This is a genomic window from Planotetraspora sp. A-T 1434 (genome assembly GCF_025420585.1).
Lineage (GTDB): Bacteria > Actinomycetota > Actinomycetes > Streptosporangiales > Streptosporangiaceae > JAOEGB01.
This window is the reverse complement of the sequence record NZ_JAOEGB010000011.1, coordinates 122,781-148,449: the sequence shown is the minus strand read 5'-3', so window position 1 is coordinate 148,449 and position 25,669 is coordinate 122,781. Positions and strand designations below refer to the sequence as shown.

Annotated in this window: 19 protein-coding genes; 14 read left to right on the top strand and 5 right to left on the bottom strand. The window is 69.3% G+C overall.

The window, feature by feature from the left end:
- Nucleotides 1–12 precede the first annotated feature (12 nt).
- Complete coding sequence (locus N5079_RS16410) at nt 13–903, top strand: AraC family transcriptional regulator (protein ID WP_261584688.1); 891 nt, start codon at nt 13–15, stop codon at nt 901–903.
- 307 nt (nt 904–1,210) lie between these two features.
- On the opposite strand, the gene N5079_RS16405 is transcribed toward N5079_RS16410, so the two are convergent.
- Nucleotides 1,211–2,023 (bottom strand): alpha/beta fold hydrolase, encoded by an 813-nt coding sequence (locus N5079_RS16405; RefSeq protein WP_261584687.1) that lies wholly within the window; start codon nt 2,021–2,023, stop codon nt 1,211–1,213.
- Nucleotides 2,024–2,747: 724 nt separating this feature from the next.
- On the opposite strand from N5079_RS16405, the gene N5079_RS16400 reads away from it, so the two are divergent.
- Both N5079_RS16400 and N5079_RS16395 read left to right on the top strand, forming a co-directional pair.
- Nucleotides 2,748–3,260 carry a hypothetical protein gene (locus tag N5079_RS16400; RefSeq protein ID WP_261584686.1) on the top strand — a complete coding sequence of 171 codons (513 nt, stop codon included), beginning with the start codon at nt 2,748–2,750 and terminating at the stop codon, nt 3,258–3,260.
- Between the two features lie 13 nt (nt 3,261–3,273).
- Nucleotides 3,274–3,876: a hypothetical protein gene (locus N5079_RS16395; RefSeq protein WP_261584684.1), complete on the top strand. Its 603-nt coding sequence runs from the start codon at nt 3,274–3,276 to the stop codon at nt 3,874–3,876.
- Between the two features lie 107 nt (nt 3,877–3,983).
- Here the strand turns inward: N5079_RS16395 and N5079_RS16390 are convergent, their stop codons facing one another.
- Nucleotides 3,984–5,201, bottom strand: coding sequence for a cytochrome P450 (locus N5079_RS16390; protein ID WP_261584683.1), 1,218 nt, complete (start codon nt 5,199–5,201; stop codon nt 3,984–3,986).
- A 520-nt stretch (nt 5,202–5,721) separates the two neighbouring features.
- Here N5079_RS16390 and N5079_RS16385 point away from each other — a divergent pair.
- Together N5079_RS16385 and N5079_RS16380 are read left to right on the top strand one after the other, a co-directional pair.
- Nucleotides 5,722–10,014, top strand: coding sequence for a BTAD domain-containing putative transcriptional regulator (locus tag N5079_RS16385; RefSeq protein WP_261584682.1), 4,293 nt, complete (start codon nt 5,722–5,724; stop codon nt 10,012–10,014).
- Nucleotides 10,015–10,104: 90 nt separating this feature from the next.
- Nucleotides 10,105–10,959 carry a DUF72 domain-containing protein gene (locus N5079_RS16380; RefSeq protein WP_261584681.1) on the top strand — a complete coding sequence of 285 codons (855 nt, stop codon included), beginning with the start codon at nt 10,105–10,107 and terminating at the stop codon, nt 10,957–10,959.
- A 26-nt stretch (nt 10,960–10,985) separates the two neighbouring features.
- Here the strand turns inward: N5079_RS16380 and N5079_RS16375 are convergent, their stop codons facing one another.
- Together N5079_RS16375 and N5079_RS16370 are read right to left on the bottom strand one after the other, a co-directional pair.
- Nucleotides 10,986–12,140 carry a methyltransferase gene (locus N5079_RS16375; protein ID WP_261584680.1) on the bottom strand — a complete coding sequence of 385 codons (1,155 nt, stop codon included), beginning with the start codon at nt 12,138–12,140 and terminating at the stop codon, nt 10,986–10,988.
- A 176-nt stretch (nt 12,141–12,316) separates the two neighbouring features.
- Nucleotides 12,317–13,192 carry an NmrA family NAD(P)-binding protein gene (locus N5079_RS16370; protein ID WP_261584679.1) on the bottom strand — a complete coding sequence of 292 codons (876 nt, stop codon included), beginning with the start codon at nt 13,190–13,192 and terminating at the stop codon, nt 12,317–12,319.
- A gap of 290 nt (nt 13,193–13,482) precedes the next feature.
- Here N5079_RS16370 and sigJ point away from each other — a divergent pair, with 290 nt between their 5' ends.
- Nucleotides 13,483–14,364 (top strand): RNA polymerase sigma factor SigJ, encoded by an 882-nt coding sequence (gene sigJ, locus N5079_RS16365; RefSeq protein WP_261584678.1) that lies wholly within the window; start codon nt 13,483–13,485, stop codon nt 14,362–14,364.
- Between the two features lie 219 nt (nt 14,365–14,583).
- Here sigJ and N5079_RS16360 read toward each other — a convergent pair whose 3' ends face one another.
- Entirely contained in the window at nt 14,584–15,231 is a 648-nt protein-coding gene (locus tag N5079_RS16360) for a hypothetical protein (protein ID WP_261584677.1), read from the bottom strand.
- A gap of 180 nt (nt 15,232–15,411) precedes the next feature.
- Here N5079_RS16360 and N5079_RS16355 point away from each other — a divergent pair, with 180 nt between their 5' ends.
- From N5079_RS16355 to N5079_RS16320, 8 genes are all read left to right on the top strand, one after another.
- Nucleotides 15,412–16,452, top strand: coding sequence for an RNA polymerase subunit sigma-70 (locus N5079_RS16355; protein WP_315967852.1), 1,041 nt, complete (start codon nt 15,412–15,414; stop codon nt 16,450–16,452).
- A 92-nt stretch (nt 16,453–16,544) separates the two neighbouring features.
- Nucleotides 16,545–17,636 carry a serine hydrolase domain-containing protein gene (locus N5079_RS16350; RefSeq protein WP_261584676.1) on the top strand — a complete coding sequence of 364 codons (1,092 nt, stop codon included), beginning with the start codon at nt 16,545–16,547 and terminating at the stop codon, nt 17,634–17,636.
- 209 nt (nt 17,637–17,845) lie between these two features.
- Nucleotides 17,846–18,460 (top strand): pentapeptide repeat-containing protein, encoded by a 615-nt coding sequence (locus tag N5079_RS16345; RefSeq protein WP_261584675.1) that lies wholly within the window; start codon nt 17,846–17,848, stop codon nt 18,458–18,460.
- Between the two features lie 315 nt (nt 18,461–18,775).
- Nucleotides 18,776–20,335, top strand: a complete 1,560-nt coding sequence (locus N5079_RS16340; protein ID WP_261584673.1) for a PP2C family protein-serine/threonine phosphatase — start codon at nt 18,776–18,778, stop codon at nt 20,333–20,335.
- A 44-nt stretch (nt 20,336–20,379) separates the two neighbouring features.
- Nucleotides 20,380–20,709, top strand: coding sequence for an STAS domain-containing protein (locus N5079_RS16335; RefSeq protein ID WP_261584672.1), 330 nt, complete (start codon nt 20,380–20,382; stop codon nt 20,707–20,709).
- A 229-nt stretch (nt 20,710–20,938) separates the two neighbouring features.
- The gene (locus N5079_RS16330; protein ID WP_261584671.1) at nt 20,939–21,418 is read left to right on the top strand and encodes a hypothetical protein; all 480 of its coding nucleotides are present in this window, start codon (nt 20,939–20,941) and stop codon (nt 21,416–21,418) included.
- A complete protein-coding gene (locus N5079_RS16325; protein ID WP_261584670.1) occupies nt 21,415–22,590 on the top strand; it encodes a zinc-dependent alcohol dehydrogenase in 1,176 nt (391 codons plus the stop codon). The genes N5079_RS16330 and N5079_RS16325 overlap by 4 nt, the downstream gene beginning before the upstream one ends.
- A 674-nt stretch (nt 22,591–23,264) precedes the next feature.
- Nucleotides 23,265–25,538 carry a HelD family protein gene (locus N5079_RS16320; RefSeq protein WP_261584669.1) on the top strand — a complete coding sequence of 758 codons (2,274 nt, stop codon included), beginning with the start codon at nt 23,265–23,267 and terminating at the stop codon, nt 25,536–25,538.
- The last annotated feature ends 131 nt before the right edge of the window (nt 25,539–25,669 follow it).

Sequence of the window (25,669 nt, the reverse complement as noted above, 5' to 3'; positions counted from 1 at the left end):
TTCACTGACGTGATGCGACACCTGAACGAACTGCGCAGCCGGATCGCCCGACTCGCCGCGGGCAGCCCGCGCCCGTCGTGGATCGAGGGAATGACGGTGTTCTCCGCCGAGCGGGTGACCGAACCGCTGGGCACTGTCGCCGAACCCATGCTTTCCCTGGTCGCTCAGGGAGCGAAGCGCTCGGTACTCGGTGACCGCATCTTCGATTACAACGCGGGCCAGTATCTCGTCGTCACCGTCGACCTTCCCCTGACCTCGCAGATCACCCACGCCACACCCACCGAGCCGTTCCTGGCGTTCGGGCTTCCGCTTGAACCCGCGCTCATCGCGCAACTGCTGGTCGAAGCCGGCCGGTTCGTCGCCCGCCCGCACGACGGACCGGGCATCGCGACCAGCGAGGCCGATGAGAGGCTGCTCGACGCCGTCGTCCGGCTGCTGCGCCTGCTCGACGAGCCACGTGATGTTCCCGTGCTGGCGCCCGGAGTGCGGCGCGAGATCCACTGGCGGCTGCTGAACGGACCTCAGGCGGCCCTGGTCAGACAGATCGGCCTGGCCGACAGCCAGCTGACCCTCGTCGCCCGCGCGATCGAATGGATCAAGACCCACTACGACCAGGTGATTCGCATCGACGACCTCGCCCACGACGTCGGCATCAGCGTCTCCTCACTCAACCGCCATTTCCGCGCGGTGACCGCAATGAGCCCGCTGCAGTACCAGAAACAACTCAGGCTCCAGAAGGCCCGCCTCCGGCTCATCACGGCACCGCACGACGTCGCCGCGATCGGCCACGCCGTCGGTTACGACAGCCCGTCGCAGTTCAGCCGCGAGTACAAACGTATGTTCGGCGCCCCGCCCGGGCAGGACGCGGCACGCCTCCAGACCGTGGCGACCGTCCAGGAGTAAATGCTTGAGGGGAGCGGCCCGCAGCCACACTTTGCGAAGCAAAGCAGGAAGTCAGGCGAAAGCGGGCGAGATCGCGACGAAGTTCCCCCCGGTTCCAAGTTCCCCCCGGTTCCAAGTTCCCCCCGGTTGCAGGCTCCTCGCCCAGGCCGAGGCCGTACCTCCTGAAGATCAGGCCGATGCAAGCCGGAAGTCAGGGATTCGAATCCCTAGACTCCGCTCACTCAAAAGCCCAGGCCAGGGGCCGTGTTCCCCCGCCTGGGCTTTGATCGTTATTCGGCCTTCGAGCTCTCCGGCGGGCTCTGTGAGCTCAGGCGCGCTCTCCGTCGGCCAAGAAGGCGGCCAGTGCGGGGGCCAGGGCTTCGGCGGTGACATTGTGCGTCTGGTCGGGCAGGTCGCGCAGGCCGGCCTCGGGGAGGAGGTCGGAGATCGCGCGGGCGGCATTCGCAAGCCAGGACTCGCTCGCCCCGCCGTACATCACGAGTGTGGGGACGGAGACGGAGGACCAGCGGTCCCGCGGGAGGGCACGGCCGGTCATCGTGTCCGCCATGATGCGGCCGTCGTAGCCGAGGGTCGGGGCGACGGCCTCCAACGCGGCCCAGCTCGGATCGCCCTTCATTCCGGCGACGAACTCCGCGGGGAAGTTGGCCGTCGTGGTGAAGAACAGTTCCAGGGCCTCACCGCGGCGTCCCTCGGCCAGGAACGTGTCGAGGCGTTCCAGGTAGTCGTCGGGTACGGCCGGGCGGCTGTCGTCCACGACGAACGGGGGCTCGAACAGGGCCAGCCGGGTGATGGGCAGCCCCGCGGCGGCCGCGTCCAGGGCGAGCACCGCGCCCGAAGAGAAGCCGCAGACGTGGGCCGTTCCGCCCGCCTCGGCGATGAGCGCCGCCAGGTCCTCGATCTCGCGCTCCACGCTGTAGGGGGCGGTGTCGCCGCTGTCTCCGCGCCCCCTGCGGTCGTAGGCGTAGACCGTGTGGGACGCGCCGAGCAGATCGCCGAGCTGGGGTCCGAGCGGATTGAACGCCCGGTACGAGATGGCGCCGTCCACGAGGATCAGCGGCGTGCCCTCGCCGTGCCGTTCGAAGGCGATGGGGGTGCCGTCCTTGGCGGTGACGGTGGTCATGGCTTATCTCCAAATTCTCTGTGGGGATGCGTTCATCCGGTCGGCGGAGTTGCCCGTCACTTCCGGCCAAGCGGCGGAGAACCCCTCGTAGGTGACACGGCCTAGCAGCAGGGCCGAGGTCTCCAGCAGCTCCTCGTCCCGGCGTAACGAGCCGGTCGGCGGCCTCCGTGTGGCATCCAGCTCCAGCACTCCATGACGATCTTGCGCACGAGGACGGCCTTCCCTTGCGGGCCGGCGCACTCCCCGTCATATTCCAGGCGGTGCCTGGCTCGCCTGGCCCGATGGCTGCGATTGGGAGGTTAGTGAAAACGAGCGCTCGGGTCTTGTACAGAAGCGACAGCGGCTCCGACGGATCCCGATCGATCAAACGATCTGCGCGTCGCGTCGGGAATCTCCGCGCTCGTCCGGGCGATGGTGAAGGATCACCATGCGTGTGGCTGATGCTGTTCCTCGATGCCGCAACGGGCACTCGACCATCCGGATGACCTTGCCCATCCTCGAAGGGAACCCGCCGGAGTGCCTCAGTGGCAAGGAGGACCCCCTAGATTCCAGGATGCTCGGTGCGGAAAGTGATGTCGGTCACATGCCTGTGGTCGGTGTCACGTTCTGGGGGCGCTGGGGCTCTTAAGCGGTGACACAGCAGTACCTCACCGAATTCCGGAGCTGATGCATGGCGTTCCATCTCGCATACCGAAAAGACGGTCCAAGGCGTGTCACGAGTCGGATGCTGCTGACCACGGGGGCGGTCGTGGCAATGCTGGCCGTCACAGTGTCGCCGGCCTCCGCGCACCACTACTCCGGCGGTGGTTCGTCGCCGAGCTTCACCATCAAGCCCTACAGCTACAACAGTACGTGGATGACCCCGCTGAACCAGGCGTTGATCAACTGGAACGCGTCTCCGACCGCGGCGTACATCACCAAGTCGAGTTCGTCCCCCTCATATCTGGTGGCGGCGTCCTACTCCGCCACCTGGTACGGCCTGTATACGCCCTACATGACGTGGACCACCCGCTCCTTCCGCATCCAGCTCAACGCGCGGACGATAACCCGTGACGCGAGCAACTGGTCGAACTTCGTCACCAGTTCGTTCACCCATGAGTTCGGCCACCGGCTGAGCCTCAACGACATCAACGACGGCTCCCACTGTACTGACGCGATCATGAGCTACTGCCGCAACCGGAACACCATGACCAAGCCGCAGTCCCACGACATCAACGACGTCAACGCCTACTACTAAAGAGAGGACCGATATGAAGACGATTTCGCGGCGGCTTGTCGTGCCTCTCGCTCTCCTGGCATCGACGGCGTTTTTAGGAGCCTGTGCGAACTCCAACGGCGACAAAGTCATCACGTACCACGCTGACTATCCCGCGTACGACTCGGCGGACAACCTGTTCAATACGGCCGACCTCATCGTCGAGGCCACCGTGAGCACTCAGCCGGTCAGCGTCCAGGAGTTGAAGCCTGACACGGCCGGCGCCGATCCGAAACTCAACCCCGCGGCCGGAGCCCCAACGCCGCAGGAGCCGCCCGACCCGGTGGTGATCAGCATCTACAAGGCCTCTGTGACCAAGGTCTACAAGGGCGCCGCGCAGGTCGGCCAGTCGATCGACGTCCAGCAACTGGGTGGAACGCTCAACGGCATCACCTACCAGGAGGAGGAGGAGCACGCCCTCCAGCAGAACCAGGGCTACGTCCTCTTCCTCCAGACATATCCAGATGCCCCCGCAGCCCTGCTCAACCCGCTGCAGGGCCAGTACCCCCTGAACGCCACGGGAGAGCCTGTCAAATTGCAGGAGAACCCAGTCCCTCTAACATCGGACGATCTGAAGCGGCTCAGCGGCAACAAATGAGCCCAGCCGCCAACGCCCGGCCGAGCCGTACTGGCCGGGCGTTGGCGGCTCGATGTGGCCAACGTGCGGAAAGTACGGCACGGCAGCCCCGCTCGGCCGTCCCGCTGCTATCCACCCGTGGTGACATGCATGGCGACCGGCCGGTAGACCAGGCCATCGGTCCAGGTCACCGACTCGGGTGAGGAGATCAGGCGGAGAGTGGGGCGCTGAGTGACCAGGGCTCTGATCGCCTCAGTGAGCTCGACCCTGGCGAGGCTGGCGGCCAGGCAGCGATGCGCACCGTACCCGAATGCCACGTGCGGGTTCGGAGGGTGATCGGTGAAGCGGTGGATGTCGAACCGGCCGGGCTCGGGAAATGCCCGCGGGTCGTGGTTGGCCGCGTTCAGATTCGGCATGACGACCGTCCCCGCGCTCAGTGAGCCGCCGCTGGGGAGGTCGGTGTCCTTCGTCATCCGGCGCATGAAGGCACTGGCGGGCGGTCCGTCGAAGCGGAGGATCTCCTCGACGGCGGTGGCCGTCAGGGCCGGGTCCGCGACCAGCTCCGCCCACTGGCCGGGGTGGAGGAGCAGCCGGAAGACACCGCGGGCGATCATCGACGCCGTCGTCTCGTAACCGGCCGTGATGAGAGAGAACACGGTGTTGACCAGCTCGCCCTCCGACAGCCGGTCGTCCTCGTCCCTGGCCTGGATGAGCAGGTCGATGAGGTCCTCGCCGGGCTCGGCGCGATGCTGCGCGACCAACTCGGCGGCATAGGCCATGAATTCGGTGTAGCCCTCGTAGCGCGCCTGCTCGGTGGCCGTGGAGGTGGTCAGGAACATGTCCGTCCACCGGACGAACCGCTTGTAGTGGCCCATCGGCACGCCGAGCATCAAACAGATGACCTGGCCCGGTAGCCGCAGCGCGTACTCCTGGACCAGGTCGAAGTCCTCGCCCAGGCCGTCGAGGAGGTCTTGGGCGATCTTCGCGATGCGGGGGCGCCACGGTTCGATCTGACGCGGGGTGAATGTTCCGTGCATGATCCGGCGATAGCGGGTGTGCTCGGGCGGGTCCTGATTGATCAGCGCGTCTGGGTCGTCATCGATGCCGATGCCGCTCACCAAACGTGGCAGTCCCGGGATGCGAAGGTTGCGGCTGGAGTGGGGCGAGGCCAGCAGGGCGCGGACGTCCTCGTACCTGACGGCCACCGGGACGCGGTCGCCGCTGGGCATGGTCGCCGGCTCCAGTGTCCCCGACTCCTGCCTGCGGGCGAACTCCGGTGGCGGCGTGGCAAGTGGGCCTGGCACGATGTCTGGCCAAGTCCCGTTCGGATCCAGCTCGGTGGTCATCGCAACCCCTTCCGGCGTGGGGCGCCCACGGGACCGCCCACGCGGAACGTACGAAATGCCGTGCTGCCCGTCAACAGGCGAATCGGTTCCGCTCGGATTCGCTGTCATCACCTGCGCCTGTCGGCTGCCTGGCCAGGGAGGCATGGCGGATCGCCGGTGTCTACCCGAACTGCCGGGGACCGCGTTCCATCCGGCCATTCGGCGCAGCTACACGAAGGTGGAGGTTGCGGATCTCCACCTGTCAGCCGCGGACCATTTATATCTTCGCGACCGAGAAGAAGCGTAACCTCATATGTGTTCCCGCCTGAAGTCGGACGTGGACGGGCTGATTCGCCCGCGCAGGGGCGGCGTCCGCATGGCGTGCCGGCGTGCGGGTCGTCCTTCGCGTCGAGGCACTTACTCCGCACGTACCGCGCGGGACGGTCTCGCACGGGCATGGACTCCCACCTGACTGAACGATTGACAAGCGGGCGGCGGTCCAGGATTCTTCATTCCGAAGTCCGATGGGGGCGGAGTTTGGGTGGAATTTCACGTTCTCGGACCGCTCGGCGTCTCCCGTGACGGCCGGCTGGTTGCTGTCAGCGGAGCCCCCAAGCTTCAGCTCACCCTTGCCGCGCTGTTGTCCAAGGCCGGACAGCCGGTCTCGATCGACTGGCTGATCGCCGCCGTCTGGGGTGATCAGCCGCCCGCGTCCGCGCGGCGCAACATCCACCTCTACGTCCACCAGCTGCGGCGGATGTTCGGCGCCCATGTCCTGCCTGGACGGCCGGGCGGGTATGCGATCATCACCGACGCGCTCGACTCGGCGCGTTTCCGCAGCCTCGCCGCGCAGGGGAGCGCGGCCCTGGACCGGGGAGATCTCGAACCGGCCCGTGACCGGCTGCGCGCGGCGCTCAGCCTGTGGCGGGGGCCGGCGTTCGCGGGGTTCGCCGACTGCGCGTCCATCGCCGAGGAGGCCCGGCGGCTGGAGGAGTCGCGGCTCACCGCTCACGAGCGGCTGGCGGAGGCCGGGCTCGCTCTGGGCCGGCACATCGAGGTGGCCGCCGAGCTGGCCGACCTCACCCGGGAGCATCCGTACCGAGAGAGTCTGCGCGCGCATCTCATGCTCGCGCTGTACCGGTCCGGCCGTCAGGTGGAGGCACTGGAGGTCTTCCGCCGCACCCGCGACCTGTTGAACGCTCAGCTCGGCATCGAACCCGGCCCGGTGCTCCAACGTCTGCACGAGGCGATGCTCCGCGGTGACGAGGACCTCCTCCCGGCCCTGGGCCCGTCGTCGCGGATGCCCGCCACACCTCAGGAGACGGAAGGATGGGCCGCGGGCGACTGCCCGTACCGGGGTCTGATGGCGTTCCAGCCGGAGGACGAAGCATGGTTCTTCGGCCGCTCTCAGCAGGTCGAGCGGCTCCGCGAGCTGGTCGACCGGCTTCCGGTCGTCGGCGTGTTCGGAGCGTCGGGAAGCGGAAAGTCGTCCCTCCTGCGCGCGGGCCTGCTGGGGGCGATCTCCAGCGGTACGGCCGGGCCGTGGCGGGGCCTGGTCATGACGCCGGGCGAACACCCGTTGGACACGTTGGCCGACCTGGTGGCGAAGACGTCCGGCGGCGATCCCGAGGTGCTCCGCGCCGCCCTGTCAGGCGATCCCGGCGATCTGGGCGCCGTGAACGCCGCCCTGGACGGCGCCCTGGACATCGCGCTGCGTGGCGCGGCGAACGGTGGGCCGCAGACGCGCCTCCTGCTGGTGGTGGACCAGTTCGAGGAGACCTTCACGCTGTGCGCCGACGACGGAGAACGCCGCCGTTTCGTCGAGGCACTGCTGGAGCTGGCACTCGGCGCCGACCGTCGCACCGTTCTCGTTCTCGGCATACGAGCCGACTTCCTCGCCCACCTGACCCAGCATCCGGACCTGGTCGAGGCTCTGGGCGGCGAGGCCCAGATGCTCGTCGGACCGGTGTCGTCGGCCGACCTTCAGGAGATCGTCGTACGGCCCGCCGCCCAGGCGGGGCTCACCGTGGAACCCGACCTGCTGGCCACGGTGCTGGCCGACGCCGCCGAGGAGCCGGGCAGCCTGCCGCTGGTTTCGCACGCGCTGCTGGAGACCTGGCGGAACCGCACCGGCCCGAGTCTCACGCTGCCGGCCTATCAGGCGGCCGGCGGCGTACGCGGGGCCATCGCGCAGAGCGCGGAACGGGTCTTCGACGAGCTGGCCCCCTCGGAGCAGCGGGCCGCGCGCAGGATCTTCGTGAGACTGACCGCGCTGGGAGACGGCACAGAGGACACCAGGCGCCCCATCTCCCGGGGGGAGCTCGTCGGCGTGGCCGACCCCGAAGTCACCTCCGCGGTGCTGGACCGGCTGGCGGCCGCACGGCTGGTCGTCCTCGCGGAGGAGACGGTGGACGTGGCGCACGAAGCGCTGATCCGGGCCTGGCCCCGGCTTCACCGCTGGCTCACCGACGACCGCGAGAACCTGTTCGTCCATCGGCGGCTCACCGATGCCGCGCAGACGTGGCGGGAACTGGAGCGCGATTCGGGAGCCCTGTATCGAGGCGCCCAGCTTCTCGCCGCCCGGACCTGGGCGGAGGATCACCCGCAGGAGCTGAACGACGTCGAAAGCGCCTTTCTGCGGGCCAGCCGTACGCTGGAGGAGAGCGAGCGCACCGCGACGAGACGCCGCACCCGGCTCCTGCAACGCCTTCTGGCCGGAATGGCCGCGCTCTTCCTGCTCGCCCTGCTCGGCGGAGGCGTGGCCGTACGGCAGGGCCAGGAGGCCGGCCACCAGCAGATGGTCGCCCTGTCCGGGCAACTGTCCCTGAAGGCCCGATCACTCCTCGGCACCGATCCCGATCTGGCCGGTCTGCTGGCGATTGCCGCGTTCCGTCTCAATCCGGAGCCCGAGACGCGGGGCGCCCTGGTGAGCGTGTCGGCCGCGGCGCAACGCCGGATCGAGCTCAACGCCGAAGGGCCGGCGGTCTTCGGGGTGGCGTTCAGTCCGGACGGCTCACGGCTGGCCTCGGCAGGCACCGACGGAACGGTCGGCCTCTGGAACCTGCGCGGCCGCACCCGCGTCGCGACCTTCTCCGAGCACGTCGAACTCGCGGGGATGGGGGAGGTTCACGCCAGGGCGGTGGCGTTCAGCCGCGACGGCAGGCTGCTCGCCGCCGTCGTCAGGGGGGCCGCGCTCGAGGCCACCAAGGGCACGATCGTCGTGTGGGACCTGAGCTCCGGCCGGCCGGTGTTCCGGCGGTCACGGGAGAAACTCACCGACGCGATGGCGCTGAGCCCCGACGGGACGAAGATCGCCGTCGGGGCGGGCAAGGGTGCGATCGAGGTGTGGGACCTGCTGAGCGGGAACAAGCGGACCCTGAAGGGGCACCGGGAGGAGGTCGTGGCTCTCGCGTTCAGCCCCGACCGGGCATTTCTGGTGTCGGCCACGGGAGGAACGGACAAACCCCTCGTGTGGGATGTGGCCTCCGGGGCCGAGGTCGCCGCGATTCGCGCCGAAGGCGTCCACAGGCTGGGCTTCGATTCCGCCGACGGCACCCTCGCCACGGGATCGGCATATCACGGGGTGCGGTTCTGGCGAATCGCTCACGACGGTGTGACCTTCCTGTCCGCGCTGCCGGAGCAGTCGCCGTACACCTGGGACATGTCCGCGCCCGTCGCCGGTCGGATCGCCGTCGCCGACGAGGACGGCCTGATCACCGTCTGGGACATCGCGCGACGGCAGCCCATCGAGACCTATCAGGACAGAAGCCGCACGGAGGCGCTGTCCCTCGCTTTGAGCGCCGACGGCTCGATGCTCGCCTCGGCCGGATTGGGCCGGACCATCGTGATCCGCGAGCGCGCCCTCCCTCCGTTCAGTGGACACAGCCGGGCCGTGAACGACATCGAGATCAGCCCGGATGGGCGGGTCATCGCGTCGGCGAGCAGCGACAAGACCGTCCGGCTGTGGGACGCGCACGGAAACCCGATCGCCACGTTGGGCGACCATCCCGATCACGTCCGGGCCGTCGCGTTCAGCCCGGACGGACACCGGCTCGCCACCGTCACCCGCAGCCACACGGTCACCATCTGGGACGTAGACAGCAGGCGAAGACTCACCACGATCACGTACAGGGGGCTGGGCGCCTCCACCGACGTCGGCTTCGATCCGCGCGGGCGTTTCCTCGTCGCGACCGCGCTCGGCCGGTTCCGCTGGGACGTCCACGATCTGGAGAACCCGGCCGAGGCGCCGTTCCCGGGTCCTGGCTACCTCGTCTCGGCACTGGCGTTCAGCCCGCGCGACCCGCTGCTCGCCACCACCGGCCCCGCCGGAGACCTGGTCGTCTGGGACCTGGCCCACGACCGGGAGGTCCGCTCCCTCAGGACCAGGCAAGGCTCGGTGCTCGACGTGGCCTTCAGCCCCGACGGCAAGCTGATCGCCACGGCGGGCGCCGACCGGACCGTCAAACTCTGGGACACGCGGACCGGGGAGCAGTACGACACGCTGACAGGCCACACCGCCCCGATCCAGGTCCTCGCCTTCAGCAGGGACGGCCGGGCACTCGCGTCAGCGGGCGACGATCGCACGATCATCGTCTGGGACCTCGCGTCCAAGAGGCCGACGGTCACGCTCACCGGCCACACGGCCCCGATCAAGGGCCTGGCCTTCACCTCCGACGGAGACCTGATCTCCGGAGGAGACGACGGCAGGATCATCCGCTGGTCGCTCCAGCCTGAGCCGCTCGTGGGGAAGCTCTGCCAGGAGATCGGCCGCGACCTCACCCGAGGAGAGTGGGCCACCTACCTCCCCTCCGTGGACTACCGGCCCACCTGCTGAAGGCCTTATGTGCCACTTGACGTCCACCGCGGACTTGTCTCTCCCAGCGGTCGCGAGAGCCGTACAGGAGGCGTTGGTAGCGTCTGGGGCATGCGGCTTCATGTGGGATGCGCGATGTGGACCCACGCGCCATGGCAGGGGCGTCTCCTCCCTCATCCGCTCCCTCCCGGGGAGCGCCTGCGGTCCTACGCGACCTGGTGCAACGCGGTCGAGGGCAACACGACGTTCTACGCGACTCCGGCGAGGAGCACAGTGGAGTCGTGGGCGCGGCAGACCAGTCCCGACTTCCGCTTCGTCGTCAAGCTGCCCAAGACGATCACGCACGAGCGCCGCCTAAGCGGCATCGACGAGGAGCTCGGATCGTTCCTCGACGCGATCGAGCCACTCGGGCCGCGAGCCCACGCCCTCTGGGTCCAACTGCCGGGATCATTCGGCCCGGCCGACCTCGGCACCCTGACGGGCTTTCTGCACAGGCTTCCCCGGGCGTACAGGTACGCGGTCGAGGTGCGCCACCGCGCGTTCTTCGACGACGTACGGTCCGCAGGGCTTCTCGAGAGAGTCCTCGCAGGCGTGGACGCCGAGTGGATCCCGTTCGACACCATCACTCTCTTCCAGAGCCCTCCCACGAGCGACGCCGAACGCGACGCATGGACGAAGAAGCCGCGCGTGCCCCGCCGGTCGGTCGCTCTGACCGACCGCCCGATCGTTCGCTACCTGGGCCGTGACTCCACGGCGCGCACGATTGAGGGTTGGCGGCACTGGATCGGCACGGTCACCGAATGGCTGCGCGAGGGGCGCTCGCCGACCGTGTTCATCCATACTCCCGACAACGCCGACGCGCTGACGCTCGCCCGTCGTTTCCACGACGACGTGCGGGCCCGGCTGCCCGAGATCGATCCTCTGCCCGAGCCCATGCCGGCCGACGAGCCGCTGACCCTCTTCTGAGCGGCGAACCGGCCGCCGGTGTGCCGTCAGCGCTTCACGGCCCGCAGGACGACGAACCTGGGGTTGCTCGCGATGGTCTCGCAGTTGCCGAAGAGCCGCCGCAGCTTCACGTGGTAGCCGAGGTGCCGGTTGCCGACCACCCACAGCTCGCCCCCGCGGCGCAGTGCGGCGCGTGATCCGTTGAACATGCGCCAGGCCGTGGCGTCGGACGTCGCGCGGTGCGAGTGGAACGGCGGGTTGTTGAGCACCAGGTCAACCGTTCCCGCCGGCATGGCCGACATGCCGTCGGCCGCCAGGAACTCCGCGGTCGTGCCGGCTTCCACATTGGCCCGGAATGTGGCCTTCGCCGAGGCCAGCGCCTGATAGGACTCGTCGATGAACGTCACCTGAGCTTCGCTGCCGGCCAGTGCCGCGGCGAGCCCGACCACCCCGTTGCCGCAGCCCAGATCGACGACGTGTTCGCGCCCGTCGTGCGGCGGCAGGTTCTCCAGCAGGAAGCGAGTGCCGACGTCGAGACGGTCGGCGCAGAAGATGCCCGCGTGGTTGACGACGGTCAGGCCCGAGACGGCTCCGATGCCGGCAGGCAGCGCGTAGCTTCGCGGCCACGGGTTCGTGCCCCGGGGGAGCCGAGTGTCCGGTGAGCAGAAGATGAGACGCGCCTTCTTCGCCGCCAGCGACGTCCTCGTCGGCCCGAGGATCCGTTCGAACAGCTTCAGCGTCGAGGAGTGGATCTCGGTGACCATCCCGGCGCCGATGACCACGGTTTCCGAGTGGACGTGGGGTGCCAGGCGATGCAACTGGTCCTCCAGGAGCGCGAGGCTCTTGGGCACCCGGATCAGCAGCACGTCGATCCGCTCCGGCGGTGTGTCCCTGGTCGTACGGAGCCGCACCGCGTCCGCGGCGACCCCGTTGCGTGCCAGGTTCGCCCGGGTCGCCTCCTGGCCGAGGAAGGAGTCCGTGATCTGCACCGGACTGTGATCGGCGATCGCGGTGACCAGGGCGCCCCACCGATCGCCCAGCACGACCACGGTGCCCGAGAGGTCCGCCGGTTCGCCGTCGATTCCGTCGAGGTGCCGCAGCAGGTACTCGTCGGCGGCGTCCCAGGCGCGAAGCGGGTCGCGGGGATCCTCGGGGAAGCGGGTGAGGTCGAACTCACCTCTTGACGTCGTCAAACGGTTCATCGCGCCTCAGGCTAGCGAGTAACGCCCCCCACCGGCCAAATCCCGACCTCGAAGAGCCGACGCGTACGCCGAGCGGCTAAGACCGGTCGCGGACGCCCCGGATCCCCTCGGGCGGTCGCTCGATCACGCCGGGGCCCCGCCGTTCGACGGGAGCCGGAGGCCTGATCGGGCAGGGGTCATGGCTTGAAGTGGCCGGCGTGGTCGGCCGCCCACTCGGCGAACGTGCGCGGCGGGCGACCGGTGACCTTCTCCACGGCATCGGTCACGGTCCTGCCGCGCTCGTTGGACGTGCCGTACAGCCGGAGGAGCATCTCCACCAGGGCCGCGTCACCGATCCCGGGGGCGCTGGCGGTGAACGCGTGGAAGATGAGCCGCTCCGGCGGCCTGCCCTTCACGACCCACTCCTCTCGCGTCTCCTCGGGCGTGAGCTCCTCGAATCTCAGGTCGCGGCCGGTGGCCTCAGCGATGATGCGGACCTTGTCGCGGGGGGTCAGCAATTCCGGCCCGGTGAGGTGATACGCCTTGCCCGCGTGGCCGTACTGGGTCAGCGCCACCGCCGCCACGGCGCCGATGTCGAACTCGTCGATCGCGGGGCTCTTCCGATCGCCGTACGGCTCGCGCACGACGCCGTCGGTGCGTAGCGACTCGCCCCAGTCGGCCAGCGTGTTGGACATGAACTCCACCGGCCGCAGGAGCGTCCACGCCAGGGAGCTGGCCTGGACGGCACGCTCCAGGCTGCCTTCCTCCCAGCCGCCCAGGACGGTGACGCTGCGAACCCCGGCCTTAAGAGCCAGGTCCACGATCTCCTGCCCGTTGCTCAGAGGCCGGTAGCCCCTGCTGAAATTGATCAGATGGGCGGCGGTGACGCCCTCGAAGGCGGGCGCGAGGCCGGCGACGTCGGCGAGGTCGCCCGCGACCACCTCCACGCCCTCAGGCAGGCGGGCGGCGTCCGGGTTCCGGGTCAACGCCCGCACCTTCCGGCCCGCCCGCAGCAGGTGCTGGACGACGTGGCCACCGACGGTTCCGGTGGCGCCGGTAACGAGAATGGTCATGCGATGCTCCTCGTGAAATCCAAGGGGATGGCCCCCGCTCAGCGGCCGCACGGAGCGGGGGCTGCCGCTTCAGGGGCTGCCGTTTCATCCGCGTGGCTTACGTGCCGCATCCTTAGAGCCGCACGGGCCGCCGAGTGTGACATCGGTCCCGGTCCGCGTCTCCTGTACGGCTTTTCCGGTCCTGTACGGCTTCTCCGGCTGAGATCCCGGTCACACTTCGGGGGCGGATGTCACAACTGGGCCCGTTTGCTGCTCTTAAGGGGCATCCAGGACCAGCGAGGAGGCCCACGATGTCCGATGCCCCGCCGAATAGCGCGACGCAGGCGTTCGCCGACCATCGGGAGCTGCTGTTCTCCATCGTCTACAACATGCTCGGCAGCGTCGCCGACACTGAGGACGTGCTGCAGGATGCCTGGCTGTCATGGGCGTCCAGAGATCCGGCGCAGATCGAGAACCCCCGGGCCTACCTCGTCCGGATCGCGGTGAACCAGGCCCTGGCCCGCCAGACCGTTCTCAGCCGCCGCCGCGAGACGTACTTCGGGCCGTGGCTGCCGGAGCCGCTCGTGACCTCCGACGACGCCGCCGACGAGGCCCTGCGGTCGGAGTCGGTGTCGATGGCGCTGCTGGTGGTCCTGGAGACGTTGACCCCGCTCGAACGCGCCGTGTTCGTCCTGCACGAGGTGTTCGGCTACGCCCATACCGAGATCGCCGACATGCTCGGCCGCAATCCGTCGGCGGTCCGGCAGCTCGCCCACCGCGCCCGTGAGCACGTCCAAGCGCGACGTCCCCGCTATCAGGTGGATCCGGGCACGCAGCGGCGGGTGACCGAGCGGTTCGTGGCCGCCGCGTTCGGCGGCGACCTTGACGCCCTGCTGGAGATCCTCGCGCCGGAGGTCACCCTGTGGACCGACGGCGGCGGCAAGGCGGTGGCGGCCGGTCCGCTGCCCATCCACGGCCGTGACAAGGTCGCCCGGCTGCTCGTGGCCCGCACTGCCCGCCCCCTGGAGGGACTGGACATCCAATACCGGAGGATCAACGGCGACCCGTCCGCGGTGGTGTTCGTCGCGAACTCGCCTTTCGCCGTCCTCGTGGTCGACCTCACTCCAGACGGCGAGAGCGTGCGGGATATCTACACCGTCACCAATCCCGACAAGCTCTCCCGAATCCACTGAACCTGTCACTGCCAGGGGTTCTCGTGGTCCTGGTCGAGGTGTCGCACCATGACCCGGCAGAGTTCGGGGCGGCGCTCACGGCCGCCGTCGGGGTGGCGGACAGGCCTGGGCTGTAGACCGTGAGCGATGGATGGACCACCTGCGCCGGCTTCCCGTGCTCAAGTCCAATGGGCCGAGCGGAGGGCGCCGGACGGGCGGCGCCCCGCTCGGGGAGGAGGATCAGAGCTGGCCGCTCTCGATCGCCTGCTTGATGGCCGCCTGCGTCTGCTGGTGCGAGGCGACGCCGTTCGCCACGACGAAATCGATCAGTGAGTCGTCCGCGTCGAAGGTGAGGTTCTCGGTGACCTCGGTCGATCCGTCACCGACCTCCTCGAAGATGATCTTCTGGTGGGTGACGACGTTGGGCTGCGACCAGGTGTCGGTCTCGTAGAAGAAGCCGTTCTGGTGAATGCGCTGCTGCGCGTACGTCTTCAGGGTCACGAGCGTGCCCTGGTACGGGATCTCCTCGACGGCCGTGAAGTTGATGTATCGCGTGTTGTTCTGCGTCGAGTCGCTGTGGGTGACGACCCGCTTAAGGAACGCGGCCCTGCCGATGTGATTGTTGATGTTCGAGTACGCGGTGAACACGTGCTCGATGGGGGCGTCGATCGTGACGGAGATGCTGGTCCTGGTCCGGGTCCGCCCCGAATGCGGAAGGGGTGGCGGCGAGGCGTCATAGAACTTGTAGGTATCCCACGCGGCCTGCCACTCCTGAGCGATTTCGGCATCGCTTTGCGGGGTATCGGCGCCGGCCGGGCCGGAGAAGGTGGTGAGAACGAAGGCGGCCGCGAACAACTGTGCCGCGAGAAGTCGGAGGAGCTTCTTCACGTATACCTCAAGAAGAGACAGTAGGTGCCACTGATCTTCTATCGCATGTAGCACCAATTGAGAACAGATCGCGGGTCACCGTCGATGGTCTCCGGGGGGTCAGGCCGGCTTGGCTACAAGCGGATCGTCGCACCGGTCGAGGCGTCGCTTCTCCTCGTTAATGAGGTGTCTTGAGTCCCCCTGATCGTTAGGATCCCGTGCCATGACGGGCAACAGGACGGCCGGTTCCGGTGTCGCCGCGCCAGCCGCGAGGCGAGGGCCGCGATAGCTCTGGACGGCTTCGGCGAGCGGATCGAGGAGCACCGGCGGGAGCTGCACGTGCACTGCTACCGGATGCTGGGCTCATTCGACGAGGCCGAGGACCTGGTGCAGGAGACGTTCCTGCGGGCGTGGCGCCGGCGGGACACGCTGCGGAGCGACACCGGTCTGCGGGCCTGGCTGTACCGGATCGCCACGAACGCCTGCCTCGACCACCTCAGGGCACAGCCTCGGGAGCCGCAACCGCGGTCGGCGCCCGTCCTGGCCGATCCCGCCGTCGACCCGCCGGCCTCGGACGCGGTCCCCTGGCTCCAGCCGTACCCCGACGTGCTTCTGGACGCGGCCGACGCGGTGATCGAGCGGGAGACCATCGAGCTGGCGTTCCTGATCGCGATCCAGCACCTGCCGCCCCGGCAGCGTGCGGTGCTCATCCTGCGCGACGTGCTCGGCTGGTCGGCGCAGGAGACGGCCGAGTCGCTGGAGCTGACCGTCGCCGCGGTGAAGAGCGCTCTCCAGCGGGCCAGGCCGACGGTCAAGGAGCATCTGCCGGCCCGGCGGCTGGAGTGGACGGCGCCGGCCGAGCCCACTCCGGAGGAGCGCACCACGCTCCAGCGCTACATCGACGCCATCGAGCAGGCCGATCCGGGCGCCCTCGCGGGAGTGCTGCGGGCCGACGTGTGGCAGGCCATGCCGCCGCAGCCGATCTGGATCCTGGGGCGCGAGGCGTTCGTCGCCGCGTGGACGCCGGCCATGGTCGGCCCCGAGGCGTGGGGCGACTGGCGGATGCTCGCCACCCGGGCCAACCGGCAGCCCGCCGCCGCGGCCTACCTGCGCAAGGCCGGCGAGTCCGGCCACCGGCCCTCGTGGCTGGCCGTCCTGCGGGTCGAGGACGGCCTGGTCACCCAGATCACGACGTACGGCGAGGACGTGTTCCCCCGCTTCGGGCTCCCCGCGGCGCTCTGAACCTCCGAAGCTTCCTCGCCCCTCTGAGGGGACCGATTCCTTTTCCGCGCGTCCTTCGTCTTAGGGACGGCATCCGAGAGAGAGGAACCATCATGGCTGATCTTCAGAAGGACGTACGGGCCGCCGTCGACGAGCTGGTCGAGTCGGGAGCGGAGCGCGGCGTGCAGGTCGCCGTCTACCGGCGCGGCGAGCTCCTGGTGGACGCGGTGGCGGGTGTCGCCGATCCCGCGACGGGCCGTCCCTTCACCTCCAGCACGCCCGCCTACGGCGCCTCCACCGGCAAGGGCGTGACCGCGACGATCGTCCACATGCTGGCCGAGCGCGGGGCGTTCGACTACGACACCGTGATCGCCGACCTGTGGCCGGAGTTCGCCGCCCACGGCAAGGACAAGGCGACCGTACGGCACGCGCTCACCCACGCGACCGGCGTGCCGGGTGTGCCCGTCGGCACCACCCCGGAGGATCTGTGCGACTGGGACAAGATGTGCGCCGTCATCGCCGGCGCCGCGCCCTGGTGGGAGCCGGGCACCCGGTTCGGCTACCACCCGCAGACCTTCGGCTACATCCTCGGCGAGGTCGTCCGCAGGGCGACCGGCAAGGGCATCTCGCAGGTGCTCCGGGAGGAGCTGACAGAGCCGCTCGGCCTGGACGGCGAGCTGTTCTTCGGCGTCCCCGAGTCCGAGCTCGGCCGGCTGGCCAGGATCGAGGACGCCGCGCCCGCGATGGACCTGCCCGAGGAGCTGCTGGCCCAGATCCCGTTCTTCAGGGAGGTGGACGGCTACACGGCCGCGCCCAGGGCCGCGCTGCCGGACGCCGCCTTCAGCAACCGCGCCGACGTGCTGACCTCCGACATCCCGGCGGGCGGCACGATGACCGCCCGCGCGGTGGCCCGCATGTACGACGCGCTGCTGCAGGGCGAGCTCGTCTCCTCCGACCGGTTCCGTGAGCTGTCCTCTCCGGCTGTGACCGGCCAGGACGAGGTCGTCGGGGGCCCGTCCACCTGGGGGCTGGGCTACTCGATCGGCCTGGTGAGCCGGCCGACCGTCTTCGGGATGGTCGGCAGCGGGGGCACCGCGGGATTCGCCGACACGGCCACCGGCATCTCCGTCGGCGTGATCAAGAACCGTGCTTCGGCCGGTGATTTCACCACCGTCGAGCGGATCGGCCGGATCCTGTTCCAGTAAGCGGTCAGCAAGCGCCGCGAAGGCCGGGGTGTCGGCCACCCCGGCCTCCGCGATCAGGCGGCACGAAGCTCAGCCGCCGCTGGTGACAAAAGGGGCGCGGGGCCGTACGACATGGGGCTTGGCCGGCGTGGCAGCATGGCCTTCTCTCTCCGGCGCGGAAGGTGGACTCATGGGTGTGACTCGCGTGCTGACCGGCCTCTGGAGGCCCTGTGGCTGAGCGGAGGCACGGCCTGCGGGCACCGGACACTGAGACGACCGTCGAGTTCGAGGACTGGGACGGAGACGACCTGTCGGGGCAGAGCCACACGCGCGTGGCGTTCCTCGACGTCGACATGACCGAGGTGACGAACAAGGGCGCGGTGTTCACCGAGTGCGCCTTCCGCGGGGTCCGGTTCAACGCCTCCACGCACTCGGACGCCGCGTTCGTCAACTGCACCTTCACCCGATGCTCCTTCTTCGACACCACGTTCACTCAGTGCAAGCTCGTCGGAAGCATGTTCGACGGTTGCTCCTTCGATCTGCTGAAGGCCGTGGGCGGTGACTGGTCATTCGTCGGGCTTCCCGGCGCGAACCTGGGCAGGGCGTCCTTCAGCGGCGTCCGGATGCGCGAAGCCGACCTCACGGGCGCGCGCTGCGAAGGGGCCACGCTCCGCGATGTCGACCTGTCCGGGGCCTGGTTCCGCGGTGCCACGCTCTCTCGGTGCGACCTTCGCGGCAGCGACCTGTCCTCCCTGGACCCGCTCACAGTGGAACTGAAGGGCGCGGTGATCGACACCCACCAGGCCATCGCCATCGCCACCGCACTGGGGCTGAAGGTGTCCTGACAGTGATCGATGGCACACTGTCAGAGGGCGTGGACGGAAACTTATGCTTGCGATGGAAGGTAACGTCGGGGAAGACATATGAAGCGACTCCCTCGCGCGGCCTCTCCGAGTAGGTGATCGGTCCAGCCACGATTGGAGCGTGTGCGGCGGCCTATGGATGGGAGTGATCGCATTCTGCGGGAGATCCGTCCGGACGGCCGGCCAGAGCCGGTCGGTGAGGAGCCAGGGCCGTTGGGCCAGGACATGCCGTTGAGCCGCGAGACAGCGTCGGCCGGCAGGGACTCGGCGCCATCCAGCGGGAAAGCCGATTCCGCGATGAGCGACGCGGTGATGACGGATGCGGTCATGACCGACCCGGCGATCGCCGATGCGGTCACGGACGTGCAGGCCATGCTGGACGTCATCTCGGTCCAGGCCGTCTGGTGCGTGCCCATCCGGAACGGGCTCGGGGATATCACCGACTTCGAGGTGCGGGCCGCCAGCCCGGACGCGATCGACGTGCACGGCCGCTCCGGCAAGGAGCTCATCGGGGTGCGAACCCTCGCGATGTACCCCTCCGTGCTGGACACCCCGCTCTGGCAGAGCTACCTCCGCGTCATGAGAACGGGTGAGCCCGAAGAGGTCATCCGCTACGAGCACATGGAGGCCGTGCGGGGCATCCCGCACCGCTCGATCTACACGGTCAAGGCGTCGCGGCTCCGCGACGGCCTGCTGCAGGTCTGGACCCGCCACGACGACGAGGAGCGGCTGGCGGCCCGGCAGGCCCACACCGAGCGACTGGGCAGCCTGGGCTGGGGCCGCTGGGACTTCGTCACCGGTGAAGCCGAATGGTCCCCACAGCTCTACCTCATCCACGGCCGCGATCCGGCCGACGGGCCTCTCGAGTTGGAGGGCTACCGCGCCATCACGCACCCCGACGACTACTCCGTCGTCGAGAACGCGGTGGCGGAGCTGACCACCGCCGACGGGCCCTACGAGTTCGAGTTCCGGATCAGGGTCGGCGGCGCCTACCGGTACATCCGGGCCACGGCCGAGCTGAGCCGCGACGCGACGGGCCGGCCCATCGAGATGCACGGGGTGCTCCAGGACGTCACGGACTGGCGGCGGACCGCCGACCAGCTCATGACCGTCCGGCAGAGGCTGGAGGAGGAGTCCCAGCTCACCTCCCACCTTCAGCACATCATCATGCCCGTGCAGGATGAGCCCGTCGTGCTGCCGGGGATGCGGGTGGCCGCGCGGTACGACCCCGCCGAGACGGCGCCCCTGGGCGGCGATTGGTACCAGGCGATCGCCCTCAACGACGACGAGGTCCTGCTCGCGATCGGTGACGTGGCCGGGCACGGCGTCGCCGCCGCGTCGGCCATGGCCAAGCTCCGCCACGCGATCACGGGCCTCGCCTTCGCCCACCACGACCCGGCGGAGACCCTCGTCGCGCTCAACCGGCTGCTGCGCCGGATGCGTCCCGATGTGCTCGCCACCGCGATCGTGGCCCGCTACCAGCCCCGCAGCCGCACGCTCACGTGGACGCACGCGGGTCACCCTCCGATGCTGCTGGTGCGGGGCGACAAGGTTCGGCGGCTGCTTCATCCGGGCGTGCTGCTCGGCGTCTTCGACGAGGTCGCATACACCACCGCGTCCGTACGGCTGGAGCCCGGCGATCTGCTCCTGATGTTCACCGACGGCCTCATCGAGCTTCCCGGCCGCGACCTGTTCGACGGTCTCGACATCCTCAGCAGCACCATCGAAGAGACGATGAGGACGGCCCCCGGCGACCCACTGACGGCGGTTACGGACGTCCTGACCCCCAGTAACACCAGCGACGACACCTGCATCCTGGTCGCCCGCATAACGCCGAACAACTTGGAAGTGTCTTGATGTCAGATCTGCACATCACGACTGCCACGACTGAGTTCGCCGCCGTGAGCAGTCAGAACACCGGAGTGTTGACCGTACGAGGGACACTTGACTACACCACTCACCAGCACGCCGCCGAGTTCTTCGACGTGGCCTTCGACCGGTTCGGCCCGCACCTGGTGGTGAACCTGCTTGAGCTGGACTTCCTCGACTCCCGGGCGACCGGTCTGCTGGTGAGTTGCTGGAAGCGCGCCGTCGACGACGGCGGGTGGCTGGCGCTGGTCGCTGTGGAGCGTGGCGCGGCCCGGGTCCTGTGGATAACCGGTCTGGCGTCCCACGTCCCGATCTTCGCCACCGTTGACGACGCACTGGCGGCGGCCCCCCCGCAGGACTGAACGGCCCAGAAAGCGCGCGGCGCCCGGCTTCAGCGCGGGACTGGACGGCCCGGCGCTGGGCGGCCGCTCCCAAGCGCAATCTCCGCACATGTCCACGGACGCCCTATCGGCGACCGGCCAGGGTCAGGCCCTCGCCAACTCCTGCTCAGGCAACATCGGGGAGAGATAGCCGAGCCCGGGTGATGGGTAGCCCTCCAAGGGAGGAATCCGGTCAAGGGGGGCGAAAACGATGAAACGTGTCGTTATCGGCGCGGCGACCCTGGCGGGGGCCGGAGTGGCGATGGCGCGATGGCTCGCGTCGCGGCATCGCCCGCCAACCCCGGTCAAAGACCCGCAGGAGCACACCCGGTGGCTCGGGGTCACAATCAACCGCCAGCCGGAGGACATCTCACGGCAGGGCCGCCTGCCGCAGCCGCTGGCGGGTCTCGATGTCGAGGTGCGGATGAACAAGGCCCCCGGTGATCGCGGCACCGAGCTCTACGCCCGGCCGCGCGAGCCGATGCCGATCGGCGCCGCCGCCGTCATGGCGCGTCTCCGCGGTGACGACCCCCGCCAGATGGTACGGAAAGCCCTTCGCGAGGCGAAGTGCATCATCGAGACCGGAGAGCTGTTGGAGCCGGACCGGCCGTTCGCGACGACGCGGCCGACGATTCCGGGTCGGGTGCTCGATGTGGCGATAGGGCGCGCACCAGGGGAGGGCCGGCTGTGAAGGCACTGTGCTGGCAGGGCGTCAACGAGCTGTCGGTCGAGCGCGTGCCCGACCCGGAGATCCTCAACGCCCAGGACGCGATCGTCAGGGTCATCGCCACGACCACGTGCGGGTCCGATCTGCATCTGCTGGGCGGCTACATCCCGGCCATGCGTGCGGGTGACGTCATCGGCCACGAGTTCCTCGGCGAGGTCGTCGAGGTCGGCCCGGAGGTCCGCCGTCACAAGGTCGGGGACCGCGTCGTGGTCTGCTCGATCATCGGCTGTGGCCGGTGCTGGCAGTGCCAGCACGACATGTGGTCGCTGTGCGAGAACAGCAACCCCAAGTCCGGCCTGACGGACGAGCTCTGGGGAGGCAGCACCGCCGGGATCTTCGGCTACTCCCACGCCATGGGCGGATTCAGGGGCAGCCACGCCGAGTACGCCCGGGTCCCCTTCGTCGACTACGGCGCGTTCAGCGTGCCCGACGGCGTGGACGACATCAGCGCCATGTTCACCTCGGATTCGGCGCCCACGGGCTGGATGGGCGCCGACCTCGGCGGGGTTAAGCCGGGCGACGTGGTGGCCGTGTGGGGATGCGGCGCGGTCGGCCAGATGGCCGCGCGCGCGGCCATGCTGCTCGGCGCCGAGCGGGTCATCGCGATCGACCGGTTCCCCGAGCGCCTCGCGATGACGTCGCGCCACGTCGGGGCCGAGGTCATCGACTACACCACCACCGACGTCACCGCCGAGCTCCGCGAGCGCACCGGTGGCAGAGGGCCCGACGTCTGCATCGAGGCCGTCGGCATGGAGGCGCACAGCCCGGGCGTGGAGTATCGCTTCGAGAAGGCCAAGCAGCAGCTCCGGATCGAGTTGGACCGCCCCTTCGCCGTACGCGAGGCGATCTTCGCATGCCGTAAGGGCGGGTCGGTGTTCATTCTCGGCGTCTTCGCGGGAGCGGTCGACAAGTTCCCCCTCGGCGCGATGATGAACAAGGGCCTGACGGTGCGCGGGGCCCAGCAGCACGGGCACCGGTACATCCCGATGCTGCTCGACCGGGTGGCGAGGGGCGAGCTCGTGACGTCCTACCTCGCCACGCACGAGATGTCGCTCGACGACGCGCCTCTGGGCTACGACCTCTTCAAGAACAAGAAGGACGGCTGCGTCCGGGCGGTGTTCCGGCCGGGCATGTAACGGGCACGGCCGGCCTCCCAGCAACGGCCGGCCTCGGGAAAATGGCCGGCCTCGGGGCATGCGGGCCGTGCTGGGGACGCGGTTATCGCATGCCCCGTGGTTCCGCCTGCCGCGCCGTACGACCGCCGCCGTACGACCGAAGGCCCTACGACCGGCCGCCCGTGCGTCCACCGCCTGGCCCACGACCGTCCGCGTGGCTCATGCCTGGCGGGAAGTCGCCCGCCACCTCCCAGCCGGGAGGTGGCGGGCCTCTTGGTGTGTCAGCGGGCGGCTGGGGCGGCCAGCCGTTCCGCCTCTTCGTGCAGGGCCTCTACGAGGAGGAACTCAAGCCGGAGCTCCTCGTCCACGAGACCGTCTAGGACGTCCATCCGGGCCTCCTTGACACCAATGACGCCCCGGGAGTCACAGCGGTTCACCGAAGATGGCTGCGAATTCTGATATATCCCCAGACGGTTGGTCTCGGCCCAAATGCGGTGGGTCCCAGGAGTGCCGTGCCGGCCCGATGAAGAAGCTGCGCTCGTCGCGACCAGACACGACCGAGAGCGTATGCCGGCTCGCTCACACGAGCTGTTGAAGTTCGCAGGCGGAGATCGGGGACTTTGCCCTATGCTGGAAAACTCTGTTCTCACATTACGGGCTCATAGATCACCCAATAATAGGAGTTTACTACAGCGATGGAGCGACGTCAATCCGGAACCGTCCGTGCCGACGCCATCGAGGCGGAGCAGTCCTACGTCTCCATGCTCTACACCCGACTGGACACCGTACGGGACCGCACCGACCAGGCACTTCGATCGGTCCAGGCCAGAGGCGCGTCGGGCACGCGGCAGGCCACCGTCGAGCGGGAGGTGTCGGCCGGTGAGCACGCGCGACGCCTGTCGCAGCTCTCGGCGGTGGAGCGCGGCCTGTGTTTCGGGCGCATCGACGACAGCTCCGGCACCACGCTGTACATCGGCCGGATCGGCCTGCGCGACGACGACCACGAATCGCTGCTGATCGACTGGCGCGCCCCGGTCGCGCGCCCGTTCTACGTCGCCACGCCCGGCGACAGCGGGACGCTCGTACGGCGCCGCCACCTGCACATCCGCAACCGTACGGTCGTGGACATCGACGACGAGGTCTTCGACCTGGACCAGATGAGCGAGTCCGATCGCCGGACGCTCGTCGGCGAGGCCGCCCTGCTGGCCGCCCTCCGGCGCGGGCGGACGGGCCGCATGGGCGAGGTGGTGGCGACCATCCAGATCGAGCAGGACCGGGTGATCCGTTCGGGTCTTCCCGGAGTGCTCGTCGTCCAGGGCGGCCCTGGCACGGGCAAGACGGTGGCCGCGCTGCACCGGGCGGCCTACCTGCTCTACGCCCACCGCTCCACGCTGGAACGGCGCGGCGTGCTGGTGATCGGCCCGAACTCACTGTTCTCCCGCTACATCGGCCAGGTCCTCCCCTCGCTCGGCGAGACCGAGGTGGTGCTGTCCAGCGTCGGCGAGCTCCACGCCGGCCTGCACGCCACAGAGGAGGACGGGCCGGCCGCGGCGGTCGTCAAGGGCGACCTCCGGATGGCGGAGGTCGTCGAGGCCGCCGTCCGCGACCGTCAGTGCGTCCCCGATGGTGACCTGGAGGTGGCCATCCCCATCCGGACGTCGCTGCGGGGCGGCGTCGAGGTGGTGGTCGAGGAGATGACCCTGCGGGTGGACCACGCCTCGTGCGTCCGCGCCAGAGAGCGCGCCCGCGACCTCCGCAGGCCGCACAACCTGGCGCGCCACACCTTCGTCGGCCAGGTGCTCCGCGGTCTCGCCCGTGACGAGGCCAGGCAGCTCGACCTGCCGATGGACGAGGAGGATCCGCGATACGCCGCGAAGGTCCTCTGGCGGCATCAGGCGGTTCGGGAGGCCGTCGAGAGGCTCTGGCCGCGTCTCACGCCGGAGCGGCTCGTCTCCGAACTGCTCTCCGACGAGGACCTGTTGCGCTCGGCCGCCACGCCGTACCTGTCGGACCCGGAGATCGCGGCGCTGCTGCGCCCACGCGGGGCGGCGTGGACGGTGGGGGACGTCCCGCTGCTCGACGAGGCCGCCGAACTGCTCGGTGAGGACGACACCGAGGAGCGGGCCCGGGCGGTGCTCGCCGAGAAGGAGCGGCGCGAGGAGGAGCTCTATGCCAGGGAGGTGCTGGAGATCACCGACCTCGCCGAGCTGATGGAGGAGTCCGCCGATCCGGCCGCGTTCGTCGCCGAGCGGCACCGCGACGGCGGGCCGTACGTGACCACGGCGCAGCGCGCGGCCCGGGACCGGCACTGGGCTTACGGGCACGTCATCGTGGACGAGGCGCAGGAGCTCTCGGCCATGGCGTGGCGGGTGGTGATGCGGCGGGTCCCGAGTCGCTCGCTCACCGTCGTGGGGGACATCGCGCAGACGGGGTCGGCGGCGGGCGCCCGGTCATGGGGCGAGATGCTCGACCGCTACGTGAAGGGCCGCTGGCGGGAGGAGCGCCTGCTGGTGAACTACCGGACACCGGCCGAGATCATGGCGGTGGCCGCCGACGTGCTGAAAACGGTGGCCCCCGACCAGGAGCCTCCGAAGTCGGTCAGGTACGGCGAGGCCCCGCCACGCGCCCTCCGCGCCGCCGAGACCGGCCTGCGCACGCTGGTGGAGTCGGAGCTGGCCGCGATCGGGGAGGGCCGTGTCGCGGTCGTGACGCCCGACGTGCGGCACGCGGAGATCGCCGCGATGTTCCCGGAGACGCCCGATCCGCTCGACTCCGTGGTGGCCGTGCTCACGGTGAGCCGGTGCAAGGGGCTGGAGTTCGACGCGGTCGTGGTGGCGGACCCGGGAGGCATCCTGGCTCAGTCGCCCAAGGGCGGCCAGGACCTGTACGTGGCGATCACCAGAGCGACCCGCCGCCTGACCGTCGTCCACGAAGCGGAGCTGCCCGAGATGCTCGCACGGCTCGCCTGACCCCCCACCCCGGCGTGATCATGCATGGATTCCCGCTGTCCCTGTCGCACCTGCGCCGACACGTGCCGTGATCATGCACACTGTCCCGCAGTCACAGCCGGGCTGCCCGCATGCTGACTGCGATCATGCAC

What these genes read in the sequence shown, in the direction of transcription:
- N5079_RS16410 (WP_261584688.1), top strand. Translation starts at nt 13, where the DNA reads ATGCGACACCTGAACGAACTGCGCAGCCGGATCGCCCGACTCGCCGCG.
- N5079_RS16405 (WP_261584687.1), bottom strand. Translation starts at nt 2,023, where the DNA reads ATGACCACCGTCACCGCCAAGGACGGCACCCCCATCGCCTTCGAACGG.
- N5079_RS16400 (WP_261584686.1), top strand. Translation starts at nt 2,748, where the DNA reads ATGCTGCTGACCACGGGGGCGGTCGTGGCAATGCTGGCCGTCACAGTG.
- N5079_RS16395 (WP_261584684.1), top strand. Translation starts at nt 3,274, where the DNA reads ATGAAGACGATTTCGCGGCGGCTTGTCGTGCCTCTCGCTCTCCTGGCA.
- N5079_RS16390 (WP_261584683.1), bottom strand. Translation starts at nt 5,201, where the DNA reads ATGACCACCGAGCTGGATCCGAACGGGACTTGGCCAGACATCGTGCCA.
- N5079_RS16380 (WP_261584681.1), top strand. Translation starts at nt 10,105, where the DNA reads ATGCGGCTTCATGTGGGATGCGCGATGTGGACCCACGCGCCATGGCAG.
- N5079_RS16375 (WP_261584680.1), bottom strand. Translation starts at nt 12,140, where the DNA reads ATGAACCGTTTGACGACGTCAAGAGGTGAGTTCGACCTCACCCGCTTC.
- N5079_RS16370 (WP_261584679.1), bottom strand. Translation starts at nt 13,192, where the DNA reads ATGACCATTCTCGTTACCGGCGCCACCGGAACCGTCGGTGGCCACGTC.
- sigJ (WP_261584678.1), top strand. Translation starts at nt 13,483, where the DNA reads ATGTCCGATGCCCCGCCGAATAGCGCGACGCAGGCGTTCGCCGACCAT.
- N5079_RS16350 (WP_261584676.1), top strand. Translation starts at nt 16,545, where the DNA reads ATGGCTGATCTTCAGAAGGACGTACGGGCCGCCGTCGACGAGCTGGTC.
- N5079_RS16340 (WP_261584673.1), top strand. Translation starts at nt 18,776, where the DNA reads ATGAGCGACGCGGTGATGACGGATGCGGTCATGACCGACCCGGCGATC.
- N5079_RS16330 (WP_261584671.1), top strand. Translation starts at nt 20,939, where the DNA reads ATGAAACGTGTCGTTATCGGCGCGGCGACCCTGGCGGGGGCCGGAGTG.
- N5079_RS16320 (WP_261584669.1), top strand. Translation starts at nt 23,265, where the DNA reads ATGGAGCGACGTCAATCCGGAACCGTCCGTGCCGACGCCATCGAGGCG.